Source organism: Bacillus massiliglaciei (genome assembly GCF_900098925.1).
GTDB lineage: Bacteria > Bacillota > Bacilli > Bacillales > DSM-1321 > Peribacillus > Peribacillus massiliglaciei.
Window position 1 is genome coordinate 130,620 of record NZ_LT622357.1, and the last position, 24,343, is coordinate 154,962.

General features: G+C 38.5%; 24 protein-coding genes. 2 read left to right on the plus strand and 22 right to left on the minus strand.

Going from position 1 to position 24,343, the window contains the following annotated elements; translation table 11 throughout:
* Position 1: 1 nt before the first annotated feature.
* The 12 genes from rfbC to BQ4305_RS06400 all read right to left on the minus strand — a co-directional run bounded on the left by rfbC (position 2) and on the right by BQ4305_RS06400 (position 12,178).
* Positions 2–562: a dTDP-4-dehydrorhamnose 3,5-epimerase gene (rfbC, locus tag BQ4305_RS06345; protein WP_110927013.1), complete on the minus strand. Its 561-nt coding sequence runs from the start codon at positions 560–562 to the stop codon at positions 2–4.
* The gene (rfbA, locus tag BQ4305_RS06350; protein WP_110927014.1) at positions 559–1,461 is read right to left on the minus strand and encodes a glucose-1-phosphate thymidylyltransferase RfbA; all 903 of its coding nucleotides are present in this window, start codon (positions 1,459–1,461) and stop codon (positions 559–561) included. Before rfbA ends, rfbC begins: the two co-directional genes overlap by 4 nt.
* An 82-nt stretch (positions 1,462–1,543) precedes the next feature.
* The gene (gene cps2T, locus BQ4305_RS06355; RefSeq protein WP_110927015.1) at positions 1,544–2,707 is read right to left on the minus strand and encodes a beta 1-4 rhamnosyltransferase Cps2T; all 1,164 of its coding nucleotides are present in this window, start codon (positions 2,705–2,707) and stop codon (positions 1,544–1,546) included.
* A gap of 38 nt (positions 2,708–2,745) precedes the next feature.
* Positions 2,746–3,711, minus strand: coding sequence for a UDP-glucose 4-epimerase GalE (gene galE / locus BQ4305_RS06360; RefSeq protein WP_110927016.1), 966 nt, complete (start codon positions 3,709–3,711; stop codon positions 2,746–2,748).
* Positions 3,712–3,805: 94 nt separating this feature from the next.
* Positions 3,806–5,038, minus strand: coding sequence for a glycosyltransferase (locus BQ4305_RS06365; RefSeq protein WP_110927017.1), 1,233 nt, complete (start codon positions 5,036–5,038; stop codon positions 3,806–3,808).
* The gene (murJ, locus tag BQ4305_RS06370) at positions 5,035–6,552 is read right to left on the minus strand and encodes a murein biosynthesis integral membrane protein MurJ (protein ID WP_110927018.1); all 1,518 of its coding nucleotides are present in this window, start codon (positions 6,550–6,552) and stop codon (positions 5,035–5,037) included. Before murJ ends, BQ4305_RS06365 begins: the two co-directional genes overlap by 4 nt.
* 67 nt (positions 6,553–6,619) lie before the next feature.
* A complete protein-coding gene (locus BQ4305_RS06375; protein ID WP_110927019.1) occupies positions 6,620–7,876 on the minus strand; it encodes a polysaccharide pyruvyl transferase family protein in 1,257 nt (418 codons plus the stop codon).
* Positions 7,877–7,891: 15 nt separating this feature from the next.
* Entirely contained in the window at positions 7,892–8,566 is a 675-nt protein-coding gene (locus BQ4305_RS06380) for a sugar transferase (RefSeq protein ID WP_110927020.1), read from the minus strand.
* A 19-nt stretch (positions 8,567–8,585) separates the two neighbouring features.
* The gene (galU, locus tag BQ4305_RS06385; RefSeq protein WP_110927021.1) at positions 8,586–9,461 is read right to left on the minus strand and encodes a UTP--glucose-1-phosphate uridylyltransferase GalU; all 876 of its coding nucleotides are present in this window, start codon (positions 9,459–9,461) and stop codon (positions 8,586–8,588) included.
* Positions 9,462–9,732: 271 nt separating this feature from the next.
* Entirely contained in the window at positions 9,733–10,500 is a 768-nt protein-coding gene (locus BQ4305_RS06390) for a tyrosine-protein phosphatase (protein ID WP_110927022.1), read from the minus strand.
* A 255-nt stretch (positions 10,501–10,755) separates the two neighbouring features.
* Positions 10,756–11,448, minus strand: coding sequence for a CpsD/CapB family tyrosine-protein kinase (locus BQ4305_RS06395; protein ID WP_110927023.1), 693 nt, complete (start codon positions 11,446–11,448; stop codon positions 10,756–10,758).
* The gene (locus BQ4305_RS06400) at positions 11,441–12,178 is read right to left on the minus strand and encodes a YveK family protein (RefSeq protein ID WP_110927024.1); all 738 of its coding nucleotides are present in this window, start codon (positions 12,176–12,178) and stop codon (positions 11,441–11,443) included. The genes BQ4305_RS06395 and BQ4305_RS06400 overlap by 8 nt, the downstream gene beginning before the upstream one ends.
* 164 nt (positions 12,179–12,342) lie before the next feature.
* Between BQ4305_RS06400 and BQ4305_RS06405 the strand changes: the two genes are divergently transcribed.
* Complete coding sequence (locus BQ4305_RS06405) at positions 12,343–13,110, plus strand: SGNH/GDSL hydrolase family protein (protein ID WP_199880593.1); 768 nt, start codon at positions 12,343–12,345, stop codon at positions 13,108–13,110.
* 35 nt (positions 13,111–13,145) lie between these two features.
* On the opposite strand, the gene BQ4305_RS06410 is transcribed toward BQ4305_RS06405, so the two are convergent.
* The gene (locus BQ4305_RS06410; protein ID WP_110927026.1) at positions 13,146–13,913 is read right to left on the minus strand and encodes a tyrosine-protein phosphatase; all 768 of its coding nucleotides are present in this window, start codon (positions 13,911–13,913) and stop codon (positions 13,146–13,148) included.
* A 284-nt stretch (positions 13,914–14,197) separates the two neighbouring features.
* Here BQ4305_RS06410 and BQ4305_RS06415 point away from each other — a divergent pair, with 284 nt between their 5' ends.
* On the plus strand, positions 14,198–15,391 hold the full coding sequence (locus tag BQ4305_RS06415; protein ID WP_110927027.1) for an MFS transporter: 1,194 nt from the start codon (positions 14,198–14,200) through the stop codon (positions 15,389–15,391).
* A 349-nt stretch (positions 15,392–15,740) separates the two neighbouring features.
* Here the strand turns inward: BQ4305_RS06415 and ltrA (BQ4305_RS06420) are convergent, their stop codons facing one another.
* The 9 genes from ltrA (BQ4305_RS06420) to BQ4305_RS06455 form a co-directional block, all read right to left on the minus strand.
* A complete protein-coding gene (ltrA, locus tag BQ4305_RS06420) occupies positions 15,741–17,000 on the minus strand; it encodes a group II intron reverse transcriptase/maturase (RefSeq protein ID WP_110926455.1) in 1,260 nt (419 codons plus the stop codon).
* Between the two features lie 158 nt (positions 17,001–17,158).
* A complete protein-coding gene (locus BQ4305_RS21345) occupies positions 17,159–17,329 on the minus strand; it encodes a hypothetical protein (RefSeq protein WP_199880500.1) in 171 nt (56 codons plus the stop codon).
* A gap of 296 nt (positions 17,330–17,625) precedes the next feature.
* Entirely contained in the window at positions 17,626–18,885 is a 1,260-nt protein-coding gene (gene ltrA / locus BQ4305_RS06430) for a group II intron reverse transcriptase/maturase (protein ID WP_110927028.1), read from the minus strand.
* Positions 18,886–19,042: 157 nt separating this feature from the next.
* Positions 19,043–19,213, minus strand: a complete 171-nt coding sequence (locus BQ4305_RS21350) for a hypothetical protein (protein WP_199880500.1) — start codon at positions 19,211–19,213, stop codon at positions 19,043–19,045.
* A gap of 281 nt (positions 19,214–19,494) precedes the next feature.
* Positions 19,495–19,722 (minus strand): helix-turn-helix domain-containing protein, encoded by a 228-nt coding sequence (locus tag BQ4305_RS06435; protein ID WP_234396888.1) that lies wholly within the window; start codon positions 19,720–19,722, stop codon positions 19,495–19,497.
* Between the two features lie 36 nt (positions 19,723–19,758).
* The gene (locus tag BQ4305_RS06440) at positions 19,759–20,571 is read right to left on the minus strand and encodes an HAD family hydrolase (protein WP_110927029.1); all 813 of its coding nucleotides are present in this window, start codon (positions 20,569–20,571) and stop codon (positions 19,759–19,761) included.
* Positions 20,572–20,577: 6 nt separating this feature from the next.
* A complete protein-coding gene (locus BQ4305_RS06445) occupies positions 20,578–21,693 on the minus strand; it encodes a cysteine protease StiP family protein (RefSeq protein WP_110927030.1) in 1,116 nt (371 codons plus the stop codon).
* Between the two features lie 13 nt (positions 21,694–21,706).
* Positions 21,707–23,101, minus strand: a complete 1,395-nt coding sequence (locus BQ4305_RS06450; protein ID WP_110927031.1) for a phosphoribosyltransferase family protein — start codon at positions 23,099–23,101, stop codon at positions 21,707–21,709.
* Complete coding sequence (locus BQ4305_RS06455; RefSeq protein WP_110927032.1) at positions 23,046–24,242, minus strand: HpcH/HpaI aldolase/citrate lyase family protein; 1,197 nt, start codon at positions 24,240–24,242, stop codon at positions 23,046–23,048. Before BQ4305_RS06455 ends, BQ4305_RS06450 begins: the two co-directional genes overlap by 56 nt.
* Positions 24,243–24,343 lie beyond the last annotated feature (101 nt).

A 24,343-nucleotide genomic window follows, 5' to 3' on the forward strand; every position in this document is an offset into this window, starting at 1 on the left:
ATCAGTCCTCTATCGTAAAATTATGATCTGCCTCATGTAAAAATGGCGCTTTTTCATCTTTTTCAGATAGGACTGGCCGAATGTCAATTGGCCATTCTACAGCAATATTAGGATCATTCCAAATAATTCCCCGATCATTTTCAGGAGAATATAATTCATCTACTTTATATTGAACTTCCACATCATCTGTTACCGTCATAAAACCATGTGCAAAACCTTTTGGAATCAATAATTGCTTTTTATTCTCTGCGCTTAGTTCGATTCCAAACCAGTCCCCATATGTTGGGCTTCCTTTCCGAATATCAACAGCAACATCAAAAATGGAGCCTTTTGTACAGCGCACCAATTTAGTTTGTGCTTTCGGATTCTTTTGATAGTGCAACCCCCGTAAAGTACCCTTTACAGCTGAAAAAGAATGATTATCTTGAATAAATGTGAGATTTAATCCCTCTTTTTTAAATTCTTCTTCATTATATGTCTCAGTAAACCAGCCACGATGATCTCCAAACACTTGAGGTTCAATGACCATCACACCTTCTAAATTTGTTTTAGTAAAATTCATGATTGTTCACCTACCAGACTTTTTTTTAGCATCACTTGATTCGCTAAACGCAACATATATTGTCCATATTCATTCTTTTTCAAAGGCTCTGCCAACTTTATAAGCTGCTCGCTTGAAATATAACCTTTTCGATAAGCAATCTCTTCTAGACAAGCAACCTTTAAACTTTGTCGTTTTTCAATCGTTTCAATAAAAGTAGATGCCTCTAATAAAGATTCGTGAGTTCCAGTATCTAACCAAGCAAATCCGCGGCCCATTAGCTCTACTTGGAGCTTCCCTCTTTTTAAGTATTCTTCGTTAACAGCTGTGATTTCTAATTCGCCACGTTCTGATGGTTTAATAGACTTTGCGATGTCTACCACATCATTATCATAGAAATACAGACCTGTTACAGCATAAGTTGACTTAGGAGAAGCGGGCTTTTCTTCTATTGAAATAGCGCGGCCTTTCTCATCAAATTCAACTACACCAAAACGTTCTGGATCTTTCACATTATAACCAAAAACAGTTGCTCCCTCTGAACGATTAGCTACGCGCTCTAATACTTTTGTAAAACCATGTCCATAGAAGATATTATCGCCTAATACTAGGGCGACGGAATCGTTACCTATAAATTCTTCTCCTATAATAAAAGCTTGTGCTAAGCCATCCGGTGAAGGCTGCACAGCGTAACTTAGTTTAATACCAAGTTCTTCACCATTACCCAAAAGCTGTTCAAATCTCGGTGTGTCATCTGGAGTTGAGATGATTAATATTTCTTTAATTCCCGCCAACATTAAAACCGATAAAGGGTAATAAATCATAGGTTTATCATATACTGGGATTAGTTGTTTAGATATTGATTTTGTTATTGGATAGAGCCGAGTACCACTTCCACCAGCTAGAATTATGCCTTTCATTTTCTCAAATCTCCCCACTCTAAATTAAAATTTTGTATACTATAATACTAAAAAAGCTCTGCCTACCAAATGTAGATAGAACTTAATCTGTTAAAAACAGATTTTCATAGTCATTAACAATTTTTTTCCATGAGTATTCTTTGCTAATTCTATTTTTAGCAGCATTACTTAATTGTTCTATTTCAGATGAAGAATACTTATCAATATTTGAGATAAGCTGAGAAAGAGACCCCTTTTCTTTGCTAAAATATATAGCGCCAGACTGACCAACTTCTTTATTAAAAACTACATCGAGCAAAAGATTTAAATTGGTAGATGCCAAAGCTTCCAATAAAGAAGGATTTGTTCCTCCAACTTCATGCCCATGTATATATCCATAAGCATTTTCCCTAATCTTTTTTAACAATTCTTGATCATATACAGTTCCTACAAATTTTATTCTCGTATCTTTGTGAAAATGTGTACTTTCTTCAAGTTTAGTATAGAAAGAATTCTTTTCTACATTAGTTATGATTACTAAATCTTTCTTAGTATTGGAATTCATAAATTCTGTAATCATCAGCTCATAGTTATTTTCCGGAACAAAACGGCCAACAACTAAATAGTACTCCTGCCTTTTTAAAGCATGTTTTGTATACCACTCTAAAACCTTTGTATCTTGATTAGTTAACAAGGAGGGTTTTATATCTGCCCCGTAGGCTATAAAAGTGGTTTTTGGATTAAATGACGCATAGTCTTTTTTTATATAGTTTTCAATTCCTTTAGAATCACAAATCAAAAGATCGGCATGTTTAACCATTAATTTTTCAGATAGTTTCCAATAACGCCTAATAAAATAGTTCCATTTACTCCTTTTCCATTCATGACCATCAGGATTCACAAAAACTTCAACACCCATTTCCTCTAACATTCTTTTATATTTTGAAAAAAAAGGCCCGATTCTACAGGCTAATATATATACAATGCAATTTTTTAATTTATTTTCTCTAATATAACTGACACACGATTTTAAGCTTAAAATATCATATAAAACTGCTTTTGCACTTCCTACTTTTGGTACTTTCACATTAAAACATCTTGCACCATTATAATAAAAATCTTTCTCGCACTCTTCTTCTACCATACAGGACACATGATATTGAATGTCTTTACTAATTTTTCGAGAAGTTAAATACTCTACAAAGGTTTCAAACCCACCATATTTCGCAGGTATCCCTTTAGATCCAATAATAAATATATTTTTCATATTTAATTCCTAATCTCCTTTGATTGAAAAGCCTAATATTATCTCTTTTTATGCCAACTCCATGCACTTTCAATTATTTCCTTTAAATTGTAATTAGCCTTCCAGTCCAAATCAAAATTAATTTTTTCTGATGATGCCACTAAATATGCTGGGTCTCCTGGACGACGGTTCACATATTCAACAACAGCTTTATTACCTGTTATCACTTCACAAGTTTTTATTACCTCATTGACTGAATAACCTTTGCCATTTCCTAAATTATAAGTTTCAACTTTCTTTTTACCATTTAATAAAGCATTCAATGCCAATATATGTGCTCTTGCTAAATCTGTAACATGTATATAATCTCGTATACAAGTACCATCCTCGGTGTTGTAATCATTACCAAAAACAGATATTTTATCTATTTTACCTAATAAATGATTAAGAATTAATGGTATTAGATGTGTCTCAGGATTATGATCCTCACCAATTAGTGAAGATTTATGGGCACCTGCAGCATTAAAATATCTTAAGGTTATATAATTTAAATCATATGCGTTTGAATAATCTTCCAAAATTTTTTCAATCATTAATTTGGATTTACCATAAGGATTTATCGGTTTAGTATTAGATTTTTCAGTCAGTAAACTTTCTTCTGGAAGACCATACACAGCCGCAGTAGACGAAAAAATGAACTTTTTCACATTATACTTCATCATCACATCCAATAATGTTAATGTAGAGACTACATTATTTTGATAGTATTTTGATGGATTAACTACAGATTCCCCGACTAAACTACTCGCTGCAAAGTGCATTACAGCATCTATTTGATATTTGGAGAATATATTTTCAAGATCCTTTCTTTCTCCTAGATCACCTTTAATAAAAATAGCTTCATCATCAACTGCCCATCTATGACCAGTTGATAAATTATCTAATACAATAACTTCAGTTTCTTTAATTAATTCTTTTACTAAATGGCTTCCGATATACCCACAACCACCAACAACTAAAATCATTAACATACACCTACTTATTCTTCTTATTTTGAAGAAATTATTTATTTAATAATCATCACATTTTGAAACTTGTAAAGACCCATTATCAGCAAAATTACTTTATTAAAGATTGATAAACATCTAAAAGTTTCGACATATGATAATCATTGCTATAAATTTCCTCAACTTTTTCTCTTGCGTTAATTCCCATTGAAACTAGTTCCTTATCATCCATATTGTTAACTTTATCTAAAATACTCGCCAGTTGTTTATAATTCTTTGGTTCAAATAAAAATCCATTTTTCTTATCGTCTATGTGTTCAGGAATTCCCCCAATATTACTACCAATTACAATTTTCCCTAAAGCAAAAGACTCTATTAAAGCTAATGGACCATTTTCATACCATTCAGATGGCATTAATACAGACTTCGCCTCTTTAATTAGAGAATATAATTCATCTCCCGCTTTAAATCCTAATACTTCAATTCTTTCATCTAAATTATTATTGCTTACGTACTCTTTTATTTCAGCTTCAAGAGGGCCGGTACCTACTATTTTTAATTTTATAACGCTATTAGTATTTTCTAGGGCTTTTAAAATTGTATATATACCTTTCTCTTCTGAAAGCCTTCCAAAATACAAAAAATAATCTTTAACTTCATAGGAAGGCGTAAAATCATCCGGATTAACAAAATTCGGGATATGGGAAATTTTTTCTTTTGGAAAACCCCATTCAATCATTTTATCTCTATAGAAAGCACTTGGTGTTATATAAAAATCAATTTGGTTTTCATATGTCTTTAAAAACGAATGAACATACGCTTCTAACATATTTATAGTGCTTCCTAATAATGATCCTTTAGTGCACTTATTTAAAAGGGTATTATAAAATTTCCCACCTTTACATTTTTCACAGATGCTTCCATGGGTCATCATTTTATAATTGGGACATAATATTTTTAAATCGTGTACTGTATATACAATAGGTATCCCTCTTTTTTTCAGGGGGGAAAGTATGGATGGAGAAAGCTGATGTTGAAATAAATGTAAATGTGCTATATCAACCTTGAAATCCTGCAATAACTTATCAAGTTTCTTTTTTGCCTCTACCGAATAAATAATTTTAGCCGATGACTCAACCTTTTGTTTAAAATTCATTTTATTATAATCAATATTTTCAATAAAATATTCTGAAGTTATAGCTTCCTCATTTTTACTATCTTTCATTGAAAAAGGAAGAATATTAAAATTCCTTTTTTCTAATTCCTTCTGTAATGCAAATAAATATGTTTCACTTCCTCCTTTGACGTAATAAAATTTATTTACCGTTAAAATGTTTAGACTCAAGATTTAGCTCTCCTTACAGGTTTTTTTGGGGGGTTAATAGGAATAGACATAAATCTAGTAACAATAATTAAGAAAAGATAAACTAAAGATATTATTGATATGTCTATAATCAAAAACAAAAAATTTGTTGGATAAAGATAATTAATTAATAGTAAACAACTCATAAATGTGAAACTCAAAATAAAAATGAATTTTACTAAATAGATAATAGTAATTTTAAGCGATTGAAAAAAGCGAATCTTATACTTGAATATATAGATGGAAAACAACAATACAAAATTAAATGTAACTGATATAGTATTTGCTAAAGCTAATCCTACATGTTTTAATGGATCAACTAAAATAATCGCTAATAAAAAATTTAATAAAGCGGATAAAATATTAGAAATAACTGGAATGTTACTATTTTTCATAGCAAAAAATACTCTCGAAAGTACCATCGTTAATGAAGTTCCTAAAATCCCAAGAGAATAAATCTTTATTGCCTCAGAAGTTAATAACGTGGCTTTCCCTTTGAATTCTCCTCTTTCAAATAAAAAGTGAGTAATAGGTTCTGAAAAAAATATTGATACAATTATAATTGGTAATACGAGTACTAAAGTAAGATTTATAGCTTTAAATAACTCATCATTTAATTTCTTATAATCCCCTTTTGCAGCGAGTAAAGATAGAGAAGATAATAATAAAGTAGAAATAGCCATGGCGATTATACCAATTGGCAATTGAGTGAATTTTTGAGCATATGATAATGACGCTATGCTTCCCTCTGATAATTGATTTCCTAATACTTTATCAAACACCATGTAGGACTGAATAAACAGAGAACCAATAAACATAGGAATTGCCATTATGGTAAATTCTTTTAAATCACCGTTAAAGCGAACTTTAAGTTTATCTGTTTTTCTCCCTCGTATAAAAATAATTATTAAATAAAATAATTGTAGGATAGAAGAAATAATTGTAGCAATAATTAAGGATTTAATATTACTAGATAATAATATTAGTATAATTATAAATACAACATTCAATATAATTGTTGAAATGTTGGGAGAAAAAAAGGATCCAGAAGCATTTAATCTAGCAATATAATATAAAGAGAGAACCATAAAGATTTGCATAGGTAATATAATCCTGATTAACAAAATTTGATCTTCAGATACATTATTACCAAAATACATTTCACCTATATTTGAGGAAAAACATAAAGTGAAAATATTTAATAAAAATAGAAGAATTATTAATAACAACAGTAAAGATTTAGAAAAATCTTCTGCTTCTTTCAGACCTCTTTTTTGTTTAATCGAAATATAGATTGGAACGAAACATGAAGCTAATACTCCGCCAAATATATTCGCAACATATTGGGGTAAACTCAAAATCGTCAAAAAAGTATCTGCTATTTCATTTGCCCCAAATTGATAAGCTAGTACGAGTTCTCTATAAAAACCGGTTATTTTACTTACTAATGTTAAAAAGATAACTATAAGGGTGGTATTTGCTAATTTTTTTTTCATATATCTACCTTTATAAAAGAATAATAAACACTAAAAAATAGCTGAAAATGACTCCAGCTATTTAAATTTATTTAATTAAATCTCTTGCAATCAACGCAGGCTTTTCTGCTTCTTCTACAATTTTAGGTATTATGTTACTTAATGAATTTTTATAATTCGTATGGTTTTCAATACATTTAACTGTTTTACTTTTTAATTCTTCAGGGGTTATATCATTTATTTCTACGACAAATTCAGACAATCCCAAAGATTGCATAATACCAGTAGTCTTCGGCTCATAAGAAATTGCTACTGTAGGGACTTGACTCGATAGTGAAAAAATATTTGAATGCATTCTTGTTCCAATAAAGATATCAAATTTACTATATATAGTTTTTAATTCCTGAGGAGAATAATCTTTTTTAAGGGTATTAACTTTTTCTTTTATATTATTTGAAAGTTTCTCTAAAATGTGATTATTGGAAATTCTATCATCCTCAATTGGTGTTGGTCCTGTTACTTGAGGGACCAAGTAAACATTCGCATCATATTTATTTATTAATAATTCAATTGTTTCTGCTACAGATTTAATATATTTTTCATAAAAATATTTTGTATTTTCCTTTCCAGGAAAGACCCATTGTCTAACTGTAATGCCTACATTCAATTGATTATTATTTATTTCTATCAATTCATTCTCTTTGGCCACCTCCTGATTATAACCCATTACAAAAGCTGAATCTCCAACAATCACTGAGTTATTAATATTTATTTCTTCTAAAAATCCTTTTGATAACTTTTCTCTTATTGTAATTACATCTACTTTCTTAAGAACATTATTAGCTATTTTTTTTGAAAGCTTACTTCTAAAAGGACCGATAGACTGAGAATATATCAACACTTTTTTCCCAAGCTTCTTAGCAAAATAAATTTGGGCTAAGTGCATAATTAATGAAGCTTCAATATGATATTTCGGATGAGAGTACAAAAACCCTCCTCCACAACTAATTATAAGATCAGCATTTGTATATGCTTCAAAAATTTCCGGATTTCTATTAGAAGGTACCACATTATTTTTATGAAATTTATTAACATCCGAAATTTCATTTAAGAGGAAATTTAATCTTTTCACAAATGAAAGATTTTTCCCAGGGAATCGCGTTATTTGTTCCACAACATCGCAGCCATATTCTTTATATATATCATCATCTTCAGGATATCTAGAAGAAACAGTGAGTTTCGCATCCGGAATAAACTTTTTTAAGCTCTGAATCATAGAAATTATTATCGCAGCATCTCCTTTGTTTTTACTTGAATGTGCATTTATAATTAGTATTTTTTTCATTCAAATCACACCTGTCTAATATGCATTTCTGGAACCAAATAATAATAGTACTGTTTTAAATATAATAATTAAATCATACCTTATATTTCTTCTTTTTATATAAAACAGATCTAATTCAACCATTTCTTTGAAATTTATATTACTTCTTCCACTCACTTGCCAAAGCCCGGTACATCCCGGAGTGACATAAAGTCTTTGTTTATCATAGGAACTATATTCATTAACCTCTCGCACTAAAGGTGGTCTTGGCCCTACTAGGCTCATTTCTCCTTTTAGAACATTCCAAAGCTGAGGTAATTCATCAATACTCGTCTTTCTTATGAACTTACCTATCTTTGTAATTCTAGGATCATCTTTCATTTTAAACATTGCACCTGATACCTCATTATATTTCAAAAGTTCCTCCAATCTCTCTTCCGCATTAGATACCATAGAACGAAATTTAAACATATAAAAATTCTTTTCATTCTTACCTACCCGTTCTTGTTTAAAAAAGATTGAACCTTTCGGATCTTCGAATTTTATAATAATGGCAACAAGTAAAAAAACTGGTGATAAACAAATTAAACCAAATAAAGATCCAATGATATCGATAAATCTCTTTATCCTTAAATAATTCTGATTTGCATTAATTTCGCTTGCAGTTAGAATATAATCTCCATTTAATTGTTTAACTGCCGCAGTTTTCATGAAATCCTCCTCTCATCTATTACGCTTTTTGTTTACTTAACAATTCTTCCATAAACACAGTGACATCCTTCTTCATAGAGGGATCATTTAAAGCAAACTCAATTGTCGTTTGAATAAAACCTAGTTTTTCTCCAACATCGTATCGTTTCCCATCAAAATCAAAGGCGAAAACTCGTTGAATTTCATTTAATTTTTGAATAGCATCTGTTAATTGTATTTCTCCTCCAGCCCCTAATTCATGTTTTTCTAAAAACATAAAAATTTCAGGAGTGAATACATAGCGACCCATAATTGCTAAATTAGATGGTGCTGTACCTTCTTTAGGTTTCTCCACAAAGTTCTTCACTTCATATCGTCGCCCTGAATGGCTAGCTGGATCTACAATTCCATAACGATTTGTTTCATTATCAGGAACAGTCTGTACACCAATTACTGAAGAAAGTGTTTTATCATATTCATTAATTAATTGCTTAAGGCAAGGGGTTTCAGCTTGAACGATATCATCTCCAAGAAGGACAGCAAATGGATCATTTCCAATGAATTTCCTAGCGCACCAAACTGCATGCCCAAGACCCTTCGGTTCCTTCTGCCGAATATAATGGATATCAACCTTCGATGGAGCTTGCACTTTTTCCAGCAATTCAAATTTATTTTTCTCCATTAAATTGTTTTCCAGTTCAAATGCATTATCAAAATGATCCTCTATTGCTCGCTTCCCTTTTCCAGTTACGATTATGATATCTTCAATTCCTGATGCAACCGCTTCTTCAATAATGTATTGGATTGTAGGCTTGTCTACAATTGGCAACATTTCCTTTGGCATAGCTTTTGTAGCAGGTAAAAATCTAGTTCCCAATCCAGCTGCAGGAATAATAGCTTTTTTTACTTTTTTCATGTTTCTTCCTCCTATAATCCGCTTTATTCATTTTTAAATATTTAATGATAGGATATAAACAGTTATATACTCTCATTAACCATCTATCCAACAGAATAAAAATTTAAAAGCAGGCATCTAACCCATCCTCACACCACGCTATCGACGACAGGCGTCTAAGGGAACTTTACCCCACAGCATAGTCGAGTGCTTTCTCTGATAACGGACAGAAAGCCTCACCGTTTAGATAAAAACTACAAATTATGAAATATTTTCTGAAACAAGAAAAAAATTAAAAGACGCCAAGGAAACGTTTCTTTTTTATAGGTTCTGGAACTTCTTTATAAACTGTTTTACCTTCCACTAGTAATTCCGCATTATCTAAATATAGATCCACAAAATCAATCCCAAATTTCTTCTCAATGACGTCGTACGCTTCATTTAGCTTAAAGCTTCTGCTTGTAATATTATGAGCATCCGATGCAACAAAATGAGCAAGGTTCGCTTCAATCATCTGATGGGAGAATTTTTGGATATTTTTTCCGAATCGTCCGGAAATACTGGCTGCAGTCAGTTGAGTCAGTGTACCGTTTTTGACGAATTCATAGAGGAGATCTGGATTTTCCTTCAATTCTGTATTTCTTTCTGGGTGTACGATAATCGGAGTTAATCTTTCGGATTGGATGTCAAATAATAACTGTTTTGTATATCTAGGTACATGATTAGAAGGAAGTTCAACAAATAGGTAAAGGCCCCCGTTATTCAAAGTTGCTACTTCGCCTTTTCGATAGTCTTCTATTAAGTCGCCAAAAATTCGTGGTTCCTGACCAGGCAGAATTTTCAAATCAACTTGCTCATCTTTTAGAAACTGATTTAACTGTTCTGTTCTTTGCAAAATACTACTCTTTGTATTTTCATATTTTCCATTCTTATGATGAGGAGTGGCTATTATTGCTCGAATCCCTTCACGTACAGCTTCTTTTGCCATTGCCAGACTATCTTCCAGGCTTTGCGCCCCATCATCTATGGCAGGTAATATATGTGAATGTATATCAATCATTCATACCGCTCTCCTAGTTCTATTTTCCTACTGAATTAGTATATCACAAAAATATCCTTTAAAGGTTAAATTTGTGTGAATTTATTAAAAATGCTATTTTTTATAAAATTTAACTTAACTAAAAGTATTTTACATCATTTTTCCATCTGGTTCTATACCTATAAACGAGAAACAATCAGGCTTTTTTACCCATCTTTGTAAATGAAGCAATGAGTTTGCTTAATTAAACTCATTGCTAATCGTTCTTTTCAATCATCAATTTCCGTAATAATAATAATAATTATTTTTTTCGACTTTCTTATTATTTAAGACAACGCCTAATAGATTGCTATTTACAGTACCTAATAGTTCTTTCGCCTTTAACGCCTGTTCGGTTTCTGTTTTTCCGCTTGAGACAACGAGTATCGTCCCATCACAAATATTTGAAAGAATGGTTGCATCCGTTACAGCGAGTACCGGTGGCGTATCCATCACAATCACATCAAATGTTTCGTGAAGTTCTTCTAATAAATCTTTCATTGCTTTTGATCCTAATAACTCAGCCGGATTGGGAGGAATCGGCCCGCTAGACAGTACATACAGATTTTTCTCCTCTGTTTCAACGACTGCTTCGCTAAGTACCATCCTTTTTGTCAGAACATTCGTCATTCCATACGTATTCGGAAGATTGAATGTATAGTGCACGGTCGGCTTTCGAAGATCGGCATCAATTAAAAGTACATGCTTTCCTTGCTGGGCAAATACAACCGCCAAGTTTGCAGCAGTTGTTGACTTTCCTTCTCCCGGTCCTGAAGAAGTAACAATAATCGAGCGCATCTCCTTATCCGCTACAGAAAACTGTATATTCGTCCGTATCGTCCGGTATTGTTCCGAAATCGGGGATTTAGGATTGGAACTGGCAATAATTTTACGTCTTGCATTAACTGTATTCTTCCCTTTTTTAGCCATGCCTCTCACCTCTTACTCTCGCTGATCTTCCTTCTCTTACAGGCCGTTTTGCTTCTTCTGCCGCATCAATTGTTGTAATCACACCAAGAACAGGCAGTTCCAGAATTTTTTCAATATCCTGTTCTGACTTTAATGTGTTATCTAAGTAATCAAGCAAAAAGGCAATTCCTATCCCAATCATCAGGCCGACTACCAATCCAATGGCAATGTTAAGTAAAGGCTGAGGTTTGACCGGCTTTTCGCCAATTTCTGCTTTTGTAAGGATTGTGACATTATCGACGTTCATAATATCGGTGATTTTCTTTTGGAACACTTCCGCCGTTTTATCCGCAATCTCGGCAGCATGAGCCGGATCTTCATCTTGAACGACAATATTGACTACTTGTGAATCCTGCTCACTTGAAACGGTAATCTTTTCATTCAACGCATTTGTTGTCATTTTTAAATCCAGTTCTTTCCGGACATCATCCAAAATCGCCGGACTTTTAATGATAACATTATACGTGTTAATCAGCTGAAGATTGGTCTGCACTTCATTCGTATTATAAAGAGCTTCTTCATTTTTCGTCTGGTTCACCAAAAGCTGAGTAGATGTTTCATAAATTGGGGTTAAAAGAAAAAAGCTGACAATCGCCGTAATCATTACTGCTATAGCTGTAATAACGACAATGAGATTCAGTCTTTTCTTCAGTGTCAGAAATAGGTCTTTCAAACTAATAGTCTCTTCCATTTGTCCCTCCACGATAGAAATAATAAAAACAAAGAGTATTATATCATAATAACTTGCCAATTAATTTACTTTTTGACATAATTTATTAGAAATTAACATAACTTCCTATAATTCTCCTAATTAAAGGAATATTTATGGCGTTTCGTCATGAAAGAGAGGGAAAAATGAAGAAATTTGTCGTACTTTTATCAATCGTTGCCTGTGTGATTACTTTAGTGCTTGGACAACTGTACTGGAAAAGCCGTTTGGCAGGTGTGCAGGCTGAAAAAACAGCCCCGCAAGCTGAAAAAACCGAAAGCGAGTCAAAGCAATATTCCAGCCTGACGGAGAACTGGCCAAAGAAAAGCCGGGACTTATATGAAGAGCGGCTGAAGGAAAACAAACCATTTAAAATTCTTCTTGCTGGCAGTATGTACAGTGATGCAGACAGCTTTAGTGTCATGGACGATCTGTCGCGAACGTTAAAAGAAAACTATGGCACGTCCGTGAAAGTCATCACAAAATCGTATGATCTTTATTCCACAGAATTTGTCGATCAAGGCAAAGAGGAAGAACTGGCCAAAGAAAAAGCAGATTTGATCCTGCTCGAGCCATTTACCTTAAAGAATAATGGTTTCCTTTCTTCTGATGATTCTCTTGCATACTTATCAGATATTCTTGATTCCATCCAAGAAGAAAAAGATGAGACTGAAGTCATCCTGCAGCCGCCGTATCCATTGCCTGATGCTACCCTCTATCCCCAGCAGGTCAATGATTTAAAAGAATATGCAAAAGAAAATAACCTGCCCTATTTAGATCATTGGAAAGAATGGCCGGAGGAAGGTTCAGACGAACTAAATGATCTATTTGATGAGAACGGCCAGTTAAAAGAAGAAGGCTATCAAATTTGGGCCGACTATCTTGAAAACTATTTTGTTTCCGGTCAGGAATAAAAGTCATCCCCGTATCCTGGGGATGATTTTTATTATTAAAAGATTCCAAGCAGCCGTTTAGGTTCTACCTTATGGGGCATTTCCTTATAGGCGAGTTTGCTTTCTAAGAGCAGCTCGGCATTTTCCATGAACATATAATGCTTCTCTACTCCGTATTTCCGTTTAATTTCATCATAAGCTTCTGATAGATGGAAGCTGCGGCTTGTTACATTGTGAGCATCCGTTGCAACATAATGTGTCAAGTTGAGCTCAATGAGCATATGCGCCAGCTTCTTGGACTTTTTACCAAAATGACCAAGAAGGCTTCCTGCTGTTATCTGTGTCAGCGCTCCTTTTTTCACGAGCTTATAAAGCATGTTTGGCCGTTGCTGAAATTCCAGGTTGCGTTCAGGATGAACAATAATCGGCATCAAACCGAGCATTTGGATATCATACAGAAGCGCTTCTGTGTAGCGGGGCATATGATCACTCGGAAGCTCTATGAACATATATTTTCCTTTAGGGTCAAGTGCTTGAAGCTCGCCCTTCCGGTAGCCTTCGATCATCTCTTCGTGAATTCTTGTTTCCTGACCAGGCAATACTTTCAGCGGGATGGAGCGTTTCCGCAGTTCGTTATTGAGAAGGGATGCCTTCTTTATGATATCCTCTTTCAGATTGTTATATTGTCCGTTCATATGATGCGGGGTACCAATGATTGTGCGAATCCCCTCGGCAGTAGCACGTTCAGCCATTTCGATACTTTCCGCAAGCGATCCAGGACCGTCATCAACACCTGGAATAATATGACAATGAATATCAATCATTCATCTTCTCCCCTTTTCGAACAGTTTATTTTTGTAACGTTCTTTATTACTAACAAGGTCGTTATTTCATTTCAAACCTTTTACCTAATTGGTATTTTTATCTAGTTCTATGTATTTATTAAACCTTAATAACGAACAAAATTCCAGCATTTTTTTCGTTTTTATGAACGAAAAGTGTAAAAAACGTTTTCTTTTCGCTCTTTTATTTAGTGAGTCGAAATGTTTTCTTTCTTAATCAACTTTTAGTAAAATGGGGGAAAATGACTTTTATAAAGGAGATTTATATGGAGAAAACGCAAAGTAAACAGCTGCCTGCGGGCGAGGAAAAGATCTGGACACGCGATTTTCTAATGATTTGCGTGGCTAACTTCTTCATATTCCTTGCCTTTCAGATGACCCTGCCGACCATTCCGCTATTTGTGGAGGACTTGAAAGGGAGCGAACGTCTGATTGGATTGGTTGTCGGTATTTTTACTTTTTCAGCCTTGATTATTCGGCCGATTGCAGGTAAAGCCCTGGAATCCATGAACCGCAAGATTTTATTTTTAATTGGTTTAGTGATTTTTGTCCTTTCGGTTGGATCATTTGGCTTTATTGGCAGTATTTTTGTTTTATTTTTGATTCGAATCATTCAGGGGGTTGGCTGGGGAATCTCAACCACTTCTGCCGGTACGATTGTCAGTGACCTGATTCCGCCGAGACGCCGCGGCGAAGGAATGGGCTATTTTGGGCTGTTCGGAAACGTGGCGCTTGCCTTCGGTCCTTCGCTTGGACTGATTCTTGCTAAACATATTTCATTTCATGATCTGTTCCTGACCTGTGCCAGTGTCGGCCTTGTTGCCACCTTGCTGGCAACACAGATCAAGACAAAAAAAATTGAGAAAACGGTTGTTCCTGTCAGTAAGGCACGGTTCGATTTTTATGAAAAAAGTGCGCTTGAGCCAGGCTTTCTGATTTTCTTTATTACGGTAACATTTGGAGGCATTGCTACCTTCCTTCCGCTGTATGCCTTGCAGAAGGGACTGGATGGAATTTATCTGTACTTCCTGTTCTTTGCGATTTCAATTATGATCACAAGGCTGTTTGCCGGTAAGCTGTATGACCGGAAAGGCCATCAGGCTGTCTTCATTCCGGCCGTTATCTTGATTCTGATTGCGATGCTGCTGCTTGCCTGGCTTCCAAGCAATACTGTTCTGTTTATTGCCGCGGTCTGCTACGGTTTTGGCTTCGGTTCTGTGCAGCCGGCCCTGCAGGCATGGTCGATCGAGAAGTCGATCCCGCAGCGAAGAGGCATGGCGAATGCCACCTATTTCTCCTTCTTCGATCTTGGCATCGGGACCGGCGCAATGGTTTTCGGCCAAATCGGCTATCTCTACGGCTACCGCAGCATCTATCTGACTGCAGCTGTTTCCGTATTCCTATCCATCGTTTTATATCTATGGATTCTGCAGCGAACGAAGAAAAAAGCAGCGATTTAACCGAGAAAACACCTGAGCATACAGTTCAGGTGTCTTTTTTCTAATATGCAGGTAATTAGAGAAAGGAGTAAGATTAGAAGCTCCGACTGCCCTGAATGTGAAGGAGAATGGAACAGAAATGAATTGGAATAAGGAACGGAGCTATCATAAGAAATGGATCCTTTAATGGATTGGAGTGGAGGGGCGACTCCTGGGGGAACAGCACGAGGGAGAGACTACAGGCTCGAGCCGTGCCCCCGGAAAGCGTCCCTGGAACGGAAATCCATACAGCATAAATCGAGTAGGAGGGGGTGATTAACCCCCGACCTCTCACACCACCGTACGTACCGTTCGGTATACGGCGGTTCCATTAAGTTTGACGCAGAAATTCATATCGATTATATAAACTTTTCAACCCTCGGTGACTCCAATACAAGTTATTGAGGGTTTTGTGTAAGATTGGACTACAGGCTATTCTCCAATATTTCTTTCTGGAGTTTCCCCATTCATATGCCTTTTGGTCAGGGACACCTAGACCTTTGAGTTTTCTTACTCTTGTCCTCGGTTTCTTCCATTGTTTCCATTCAAGCATACGGAGTCTCCGTCTAATCCACTCATCAAATTCTTTAAATTTACTTGGTGTATCAGCCAATGCAAAATATCCACACCATCCCGTTAGATATTGATTTAGTTTCTCGATTCTAACTTCCATAGGAATTTGTTTAGAACGGGAGGTTAACTCCCGTATTTTAGCCTTAAGCCTTTTAATACTTTCATTGGCTATTCGAACCTTCGGTTTCTTATTGACCGTAAAGCTAAAGCCAAGAAACTTTCGTTTCCACGGGCGATCAACTGCTGACTTTTCTCTATTTACTTTGAGCTTTAATTTCTGCTCAATAAAGCATGTAATTGAGTTCATCACTCGTTCTCCAGCTTTCTTCGATTTCATGTAAATATTACAATCATCGGCGTAGCGGACAAACTTGTGACCTCTCCTTTCTAACTCTTTATCAAGTTTATCCAAAAGGATATTCGAAAGAAGGGGGCTCAGTGGACCTCCTTGTGGTGTTCCTTCTTCTGCATCATAGACTACACCATTCATCATAATTCCTGCTTGGAGATATTTCCGTATAAGTTTCAAGACCAGCCGGTCTTGGATTCTACTTGCTAATATCCCCATTAACTTATCATGATTGACTCTATCAAAGAATTTCTCCAAGTCCATGTCAATCACCCATCTATAACCTTCACTTATATATTCCCTTGCTTTACGAACCGCATCATGACCTCTTCTATTTGGTCTAAACCCATAACTATGTTCTGAGAAGGTTGGGTCAAGAAGTGGGGTTAGAACTTGGGCGATAGCCTGTTGAATGAACCGGTCTGTCACGGTAGGTATTCCTAGTAATCTTACTCCACCGTTCGGTTTCGGGATTTCGACTCGACGGACTGGGTTAGGTTGATAGGTACCTTCCCTTAATGAATCACAAAGAGTTTCCCAGTTCTCATAGAGATGTCTTCGTAGGGATTTTACGGACATTCCATCTATGCCGTGACTCCCTTTGTTCTTCTCCACACGTTTAAGTGCTTCTATTAAGTTTTCCCGTGACAGAATCAGATCCATTAACATGTGATATTTCCTTTCGACGTGAACGTAGAAATCTAATTATGTTATTCCTGCTCCACCCTCATGAAGTCCCCTGTGGAATTCACCACTTCCTCCTTCAAGTAAGTCCTTTCGGATTGTCTGCTTCTATACAGGAATTATATGCCTAGTTCTCGTTCTTCCTAATAGTTCAGTCCTTCCCATTCCATCTCGAGTTGGAATGGTACTATGACCTCGGCTGACTTCTGATTGTTCAGCTGTCCATCGCTGGATAGGTTACCAAGGGAACTTGGCGTTCCAATCAGACCTCCCCGGGTAAGAGTACAGTCTTTCCCTCCATCTATCTGCTTCATTTACTCTGTACCACCTTCGGCAGTAAGGACTTCGTTTTGTTGTGCAAACTCATCCAATGGTACCTAGCCTTATATGAAGTTCGTGTTCCTCAGACCGGAGGTTTGCCGCTCGCTTCCTTCAGATTCTGCGTCACCACAGACACCCTTGCGTTAAGCTAACCATTACTACTGCCTTCATGGTTCGGGACTCTCACCCTATAGACTGCACCCATGCCGGGCGNAATCGAGTAGGAGGGGGTGATTAACCCCCGACCTCTCACACCACCGTACGTACCGTTCGGTATACGGCGGTTCCATTAAGTTTGACGCAGAAATTCATATCGATTATATAAACTTTTCAACCCTCGGTGACTCCAATACAAGTTATTGAGGGTTTTGTGTAAGATTGGACTACAGGCTATTCTCCAATATTTCTTTCTGGAGTTTCCCCATTCATATGCCTTTTGGTCAGGGACACCTAGACCTTTGAGTTTTCTTACTCTTGTCCTCGGTTTCTTCCATTGTTTCCATTCAAGCATACGGAGTCTCCGTCTAATCCACTCATCAAATTCTTTACATTTACTTGGTGTATCAGCCAATGCAAAATATCCACACCATCCCGTTAGATATTGATTTAGTTTCTCGATTCTAACTTCCATAGGAATTTGTTTAGAACGGGAGGTTAACTCCCGTATTTTAGCCTTAAACCTTTTAATACTTTCATTGGCTATTCGAACCTTCGTTTTCTTATTGACCGTAAAGCTAAAGCCAAGAAACTTTCGTTTCCACGGGCGATCAACTGCTGACTTTTCTCTATTTACTTTGAGCTTTAATTTCTGCTCAATAAAGCATGTAATTGAGTTCATCACTCGTTCTCCAGCTTTCTTCGATTTCATGTAAATATTACAATCATCGGCGTAGCGGACAAACTTGTGACCTCTCCTTTCTAACTCTTTATCAAGTTTATCCAAAAGGATATTCGAAAGAAGGGGGCTCAGTGGACCTCCTTGTGGTGTTCCTTCTTCTGCATCATAGACTACACCATTCATCATAATTCCTGCTTGGAGATATTTCCGTATAAGTTTCAAGACCAGCCGGTCTTGGATTCTACTTGCTAATATCCCCATTAACTTATCATGATTGACTCTATCAAAGAATTTCTCCAAGTCCATGTCAATCACCCATCTATAACCTTCACTTATATATTCCCTTGCTTTACGAACCGCATCATGACCTCTTCTATTTGGTCTAAACCCATAACTATGTTCTGAGAAGGTTGGGTCAAGAAGTGGGGTTAGAACTTGGGCGATAGCCTGTTGAATGAACCGGTCTGTCACGGTAGGTATTCCTAGTAATCTTACTCCACCGTTCGGTTTCGGGATTTCGACTCGACGGACTGGGTTAGGTTGATAGGTACCTTCCCTTAATGAATCACAAAGAGTTTCCCAGTTCTCATAGAGATGTCTTCGTAGGGATTTTACGGACATTCCATCTATGCCGTGACTCCCTTTGTTCTTCTCCACACGTTTAAGTGCTTCTATTAAGTTTTCCCGTGACAGAATCAGATCCATTAACATGTGATATTTCTTTCGACGTGAACGTAGAAATCTAATTATGTTATTCCTGCTCCACCCTCATGAAGTCCCCTGTGGAATTCACCACTTCCTCCTTCAAGTAAGTCCTTTCGGATTGTCTGCTTCTATACAGGAATTATATGCCTAGTTCTCGTTCTTCCTAATAGTTCAGTCCTTCCCATTCCATCTCGAGTTGGAATGGTACTATGACCTCGGCTGACTTCTGATTGTTCAGCTGTCCATCGCTGGATAGGTTACCAAGGGAACTTGGCGTTCCAATCAGACCTCCCCGGGTAAGAGTACAGTCTTTCCCTCCATCTATCTGCTTCATTTACTCTGTACCACCTTCGGCAGTAAGGACTTCGTTTTGTTGTGCAAACTCATCCAATGGTACCTAGCCTTATATGAAGTTCGTGTTCCTCAGACCGGAGGTTTGCCGCTCGCTTCCTTCAGATTCTGCGTCACCACAGACACCCTTGCGTTAAGCTAACCATTACTACTGCCTTCATGGTTCGGGACTCTCACCCTATAGACTGCACCCATGCCGGGCGCACACACAAAAAAACAAATCCCTCAATGAGGAATTTGTTTTTTTGCTATCCCGGTTTCCCGTTATCGATTGTAAAAATGGCTGTTGATCCGTTTTTCTCCGAAGACGGCGTACATCCCTTCTTTGGTGACGACCCATGAGGAGCCGAATTTACGGATGGTGCCTTCCGGGAAATCCTTGATCCTTCTTCTGAGAGTGGAGGCTTCGATGCCCCACTCCTTGCATGCTTCGGCGGAACCCAATATATTCCGATTATATAAGTTAGGCTGTTTTTTCAATAAATTGATCAACGCATACACCTTCTCAACATGTTTTGGTTCTAAATGTCAGGTACGTTCTTCATATATACGCAGAACAGATTGTAAAATTTCCTCGGCAGCAAGAATTCCTTTCTGGGCCGTACGGTGAATCATCCGGCTGTCGCCTGTGTCCGCCCGTTCGCTCAGTTCACCGTGAATCGGCGCAATCGCATGGTCGGCCACTTCTAGCATGCACAAATCAAGCAAAGAATCGCCGGCAGCGGCTACGAAGTCTCTGCCGCTTTTTTCTTTAATGTAGGCAACGGCATCCCATTTATTGATGTGCTTCGGCACAAAGTAAAGCTTGCGCCCCTGGAGGGACATATTCCATCCCTGTTCACCAATTGTTTCTTTGAATGCCTCGATTTCCTGAAGCGGGGCAGCTGCCCGGTCAATGATGCAATAATGAAACAGGTCATCGGCTGTTTTCTGCCTTAATACCCAGGAATCGTTTGCCAGCTCCTTGAATTGCCCGAGAAGATCGCCGCTGCTCAGAGCTTGGTCTTCCAGCTTCTTCCGGATATGTCTTCCCCAGTTTTCGTCCAGCTTGCCGCGTACAAATATATTACCACCATTGCTCGTAACTGCAAAGGGGGGAATAATCTCATTTTGAAACAGCGAAATATAGTGATACTGTTCTTTCGTCCTAGTCGTAACAGGAAGGAAGATCATCTTCTCTGCCACTTCGCGAAGAAGGTCGATGGCATCCAGTGTCATGTAGGAGGCGATGTCGCCGCGCTTTTCCACATGGCGGTAAGCCGGGGCTTCCTTCCCTTTTTCAAGACGCATTGAACGGATCGAATAGATCAGCGTTTGGTCCAGGTCACTTGCAAATATCATTCGTTCTTATCTCCTTAATGACTTAATAAGGCCGCAGCAAGTATACGACATCTGCGCATACTCTTCAACCGGCACGCCCCGGTCTTCTGCCAATAGTTTAATATGGGCAATTCGGCTGTCGTTTTGATCCTTTACAAGGATTTTCCAGGGAACCCGCCTCAACAGGACACGTGTCGTTTCACCGACGCCCGGCTTTACATGATTGATGTCCTCGATGCCGAAATCGTTTTGGATGCTTTTGATGTCTTCCAATCCAAGCCAGCTGGCCGGTGTATGTTCCGCCCGCATGCGTTTTTGTTCTTCAGGAATCATCTTTTTAGCTGAAGGAAAACAGCGGACGATTGTCTCGATGAATTCATTGGAGACATCTTCATTTTCGAGATGCCTGTAGTATTTGGACCCATGAAAATCCCCTTCATGGATATACTTTTCATTATGAACGGTACGGCTCATGAGCCCTGAAACCGTTGAATTCAGGCAGGCGCTCGGAATGAGAAAGTCCTCCCGTGTCCCATACAGATCTGTGCAATAGCCGGGGTCTGCCAGGACAGCCAGCGTGTCATCCAATCTGTAATCGAATTCCTCATTCATCTTGCGGCAGGCTTTCGCAAGCTCGATTGAAATGGCTCCCTTGCCTGTCCAGCCATCAACAAATTGAATATGGCTCTTTGGATGCTTCTGCCTGATATAATGAATCGCCTGCTCGTCGATTCCTTTGCCGCGGATAATAGAAATACTGTAATGCGGCAGATCGATTCCATATGCAAAGGCCATAAAATGCTTCATTAAGATGCCAACCGGCGTACCTGCTCTTGCCAGTGAGACAAGGACCGTATCCTTGCCATACCGCTCAGTCATTTCCTCTGAGACAACCCCGGTGAGGACAGCCAGCTTCTCTGCGTACTCTGCCAGCGCCTTCCGGTAGATCTCCATATATTCTTCTGTCGGCTTATACTCGATCGGCAGCATTTCGGAATAATGGGTGCCGGACTGGATCGCCCGCTCCCGTTCTTCCGTACTCTGCTCTTCGATTGCACCGTTCAGATCTTTTAATAAAAAGGTTACATCTCGAGGAGGATAACTCCCCATATGCTTTACGTCAAAATGCTGTTCAACCGGCATGAAATTCTCCTTTCTATTCGTTCAGGGTGACGACTGTCAGCTGTTTTGCGCCTGCCCGCTTCAGTTCATCCAGCATCGGAGCTAGTCTTTCCTGATTAGCCTTCCGTTCGATGAACAGATAAATATCACTGTATTCCCCGTATGGAATATTATAGACGAAATTGGCGACATCGCTGTCATCATGGTTCGGGAATGCAAACCCGCTGCGGATGGCATAGCCTTCCCGGTCAATTCGGTGGATCGGACTCCGGGTTGTGGAATGGTAAAACACGTTATCTCCCATATAAGAAGCAATCTTCATGGGCAAATACATGAACTCACCCGTTCCGAGACAAAGTGCTTTACCATCGGTCCGCCCGTCCTTCAGAAGGCCGCCTGCCGCTCTCGCAAATTCGGCAATATCCTGCCTGCTTTCAGAGGGAATCCCGTGAAAGCGGCCCGTCATCCCGGAATAGGGGATATTATGGACGATTCCGCTCGCCGTTACAGACGAATAAGGGATATCGGCGATCTTTTTCTCTATCAGGCTATCTGAGAGACTGATCGAGCGAATGGCAGCTGTCTTTTCCCCGCCTTCCGGATACTGATAGCCGCCCTCCAGCTCCGGCGACTGTCCATCTACAGTAATTTCCCCGGCCAGCAGGGCTGCTGTTTCTATCGTGATCCCTAATTCCCGTTCTAGATCACGGTACGATTGCCGGTTGGCTTCTGAACGCCAATCCAGAAGTGAAAGAACGATATAGCGGTCACGGGGATACTGGGAATGGATTGAACGAATGATGTTCAGTGCGGTCTTCCCTGTCGTGATTTCATCATCGACAAGGACAATCGGCCCGGACTTCTTCAGCACGGCCTCGTCTCCGTAGCAAAATTGCTCGGTCGCATGGGAATGCTCTTCCTCAAATTCAATCGCAGACGAAAGTCCGACAACCCGTTCCCTTGTCGTATGAATATATTTCGCATGGCCAAACAGATCAAACACACTGTGGCCAAGGGAGGTGGCGGTTTCGGCAAAGCCAATAAAAAGGGTTTCTTCCGGAAGCAGGATCGGCTCGTCCATCAAGGAATCGTAAACCGCCTCTTCTCCCTCCCCTTTTATAAGAGCCTGGATCGCTTCCTCTGTCTTTGGATGGCGGATGCCTGATGCGGACTCCTGCCAGCAGAGACCAAGCAATGCCCCGCTCAGCAGCGAAGCAGCCGGCTTTACCGGAATGTGCTTGCCAAGGATTTTGCTGACAAACAGAAACGCCCGCTTTTTATTTTTCCTGGCGGCCATCTCAAACAGCACTTCAAGCGGCAGATGATAAGGGTTATCCCTGACCTCCAGTTCAATTTTTAATGTATCAAGAATGTTATATGTGTACGTGTTCTGGTTCGGTAAGTAAGTTGATATAGGAAATTTGCTCATGGAACACCCCGTATATGTTAGCTCTTCTCAATATTTTGACCGCCCAGTGATAATGCGGCTTTACTTCGTTCATTTTATTGGCATAACGGCTTTTCAACACACCGGTATCTGTGCCGATATTTTCAATGATGCTGACGGCATCCATATATTCTTCATAGGATACGACTAAGAAAGCATGGACAGGCCGGATATGCGTCGGATGGATAATCGTTTTTCCAATCAGGCCATTATTCTTATCCAGCAGCACTTCCTTGACAAGCCCGTCTAAATATTCATTCAGGAACTGTTGTCTCAGCTGGCGCCCGCCTTCTCCAAAGCTTTCCTTAAACGGCGTCTCTCTCAATTGAGGCTTAAGGACCCTCTCTTCTTTATAAAAATACTCCCAGACCGGCCCGGAGATGACATACTCCTTCTCACTGCGGCTGAAGAAATTAACGATATCCGCAATACAGTCCCGTACGACCGAGATATCATAAATCGTCGAATCGCTGCTTCTTCTGATCCCGAACAGTCCGCAGAAGTCTGTGGCCCCCATTCGGACATTCAAAATGCTGTCATAATGTTCATCCAGCAATTCTTTAATGCTGAGGAGGGCAGGAATTCTGCTTTCCTTATACATGACCTCCTCTGACTCGAGGATCGGCATCGCATAAAGATGAAGATCCTGTTTCTTGTTCAAGGTCTGAAGGCTCTGTAAATAGTCCCGGCCATTTCCAGCTGTGAATTTTGGAAAAACAAAACCGGTTAGGCGTTTAAGGGCACTTCCCAGCTGATCCGCCAACCGCTCCATCTGCTCTCTGCTGCGGACCCTGACGAATAATAAAGGAATCTGACTTTCTGGAAATTCACCTTTTTCCACTGCCAGATTCATCTCTTGGATTTGAGTAATGACATTCAATTCCGCTTTCGGCACTTCATGATCACTGACTGCGTCTTCGAGGCAGAGAACCATGGAAACGAGGCCGGCATGCTTGCGCTGGATGATATCCTGGCAAATATTCGGACGTGTGCCCGGCATGTACAAACAGGCTCCGACGGACATGGCCAGCAGCTCTTTTTCACTGTTTTTCGTAAACTCTGCCGGCCTCCGGTAAAAGATTTGCTCCATGGTTTCTTCTGATAGATAGTTAAAGTGTCTCACGTATCTGCCTCCTTTCCTTCAATATTGTTCTGGCAGTCTATTTATCTTCTAAATAAACGAAAAGGGAAACACCAATGTGTTCACCCTTTTCGATCAGGCTA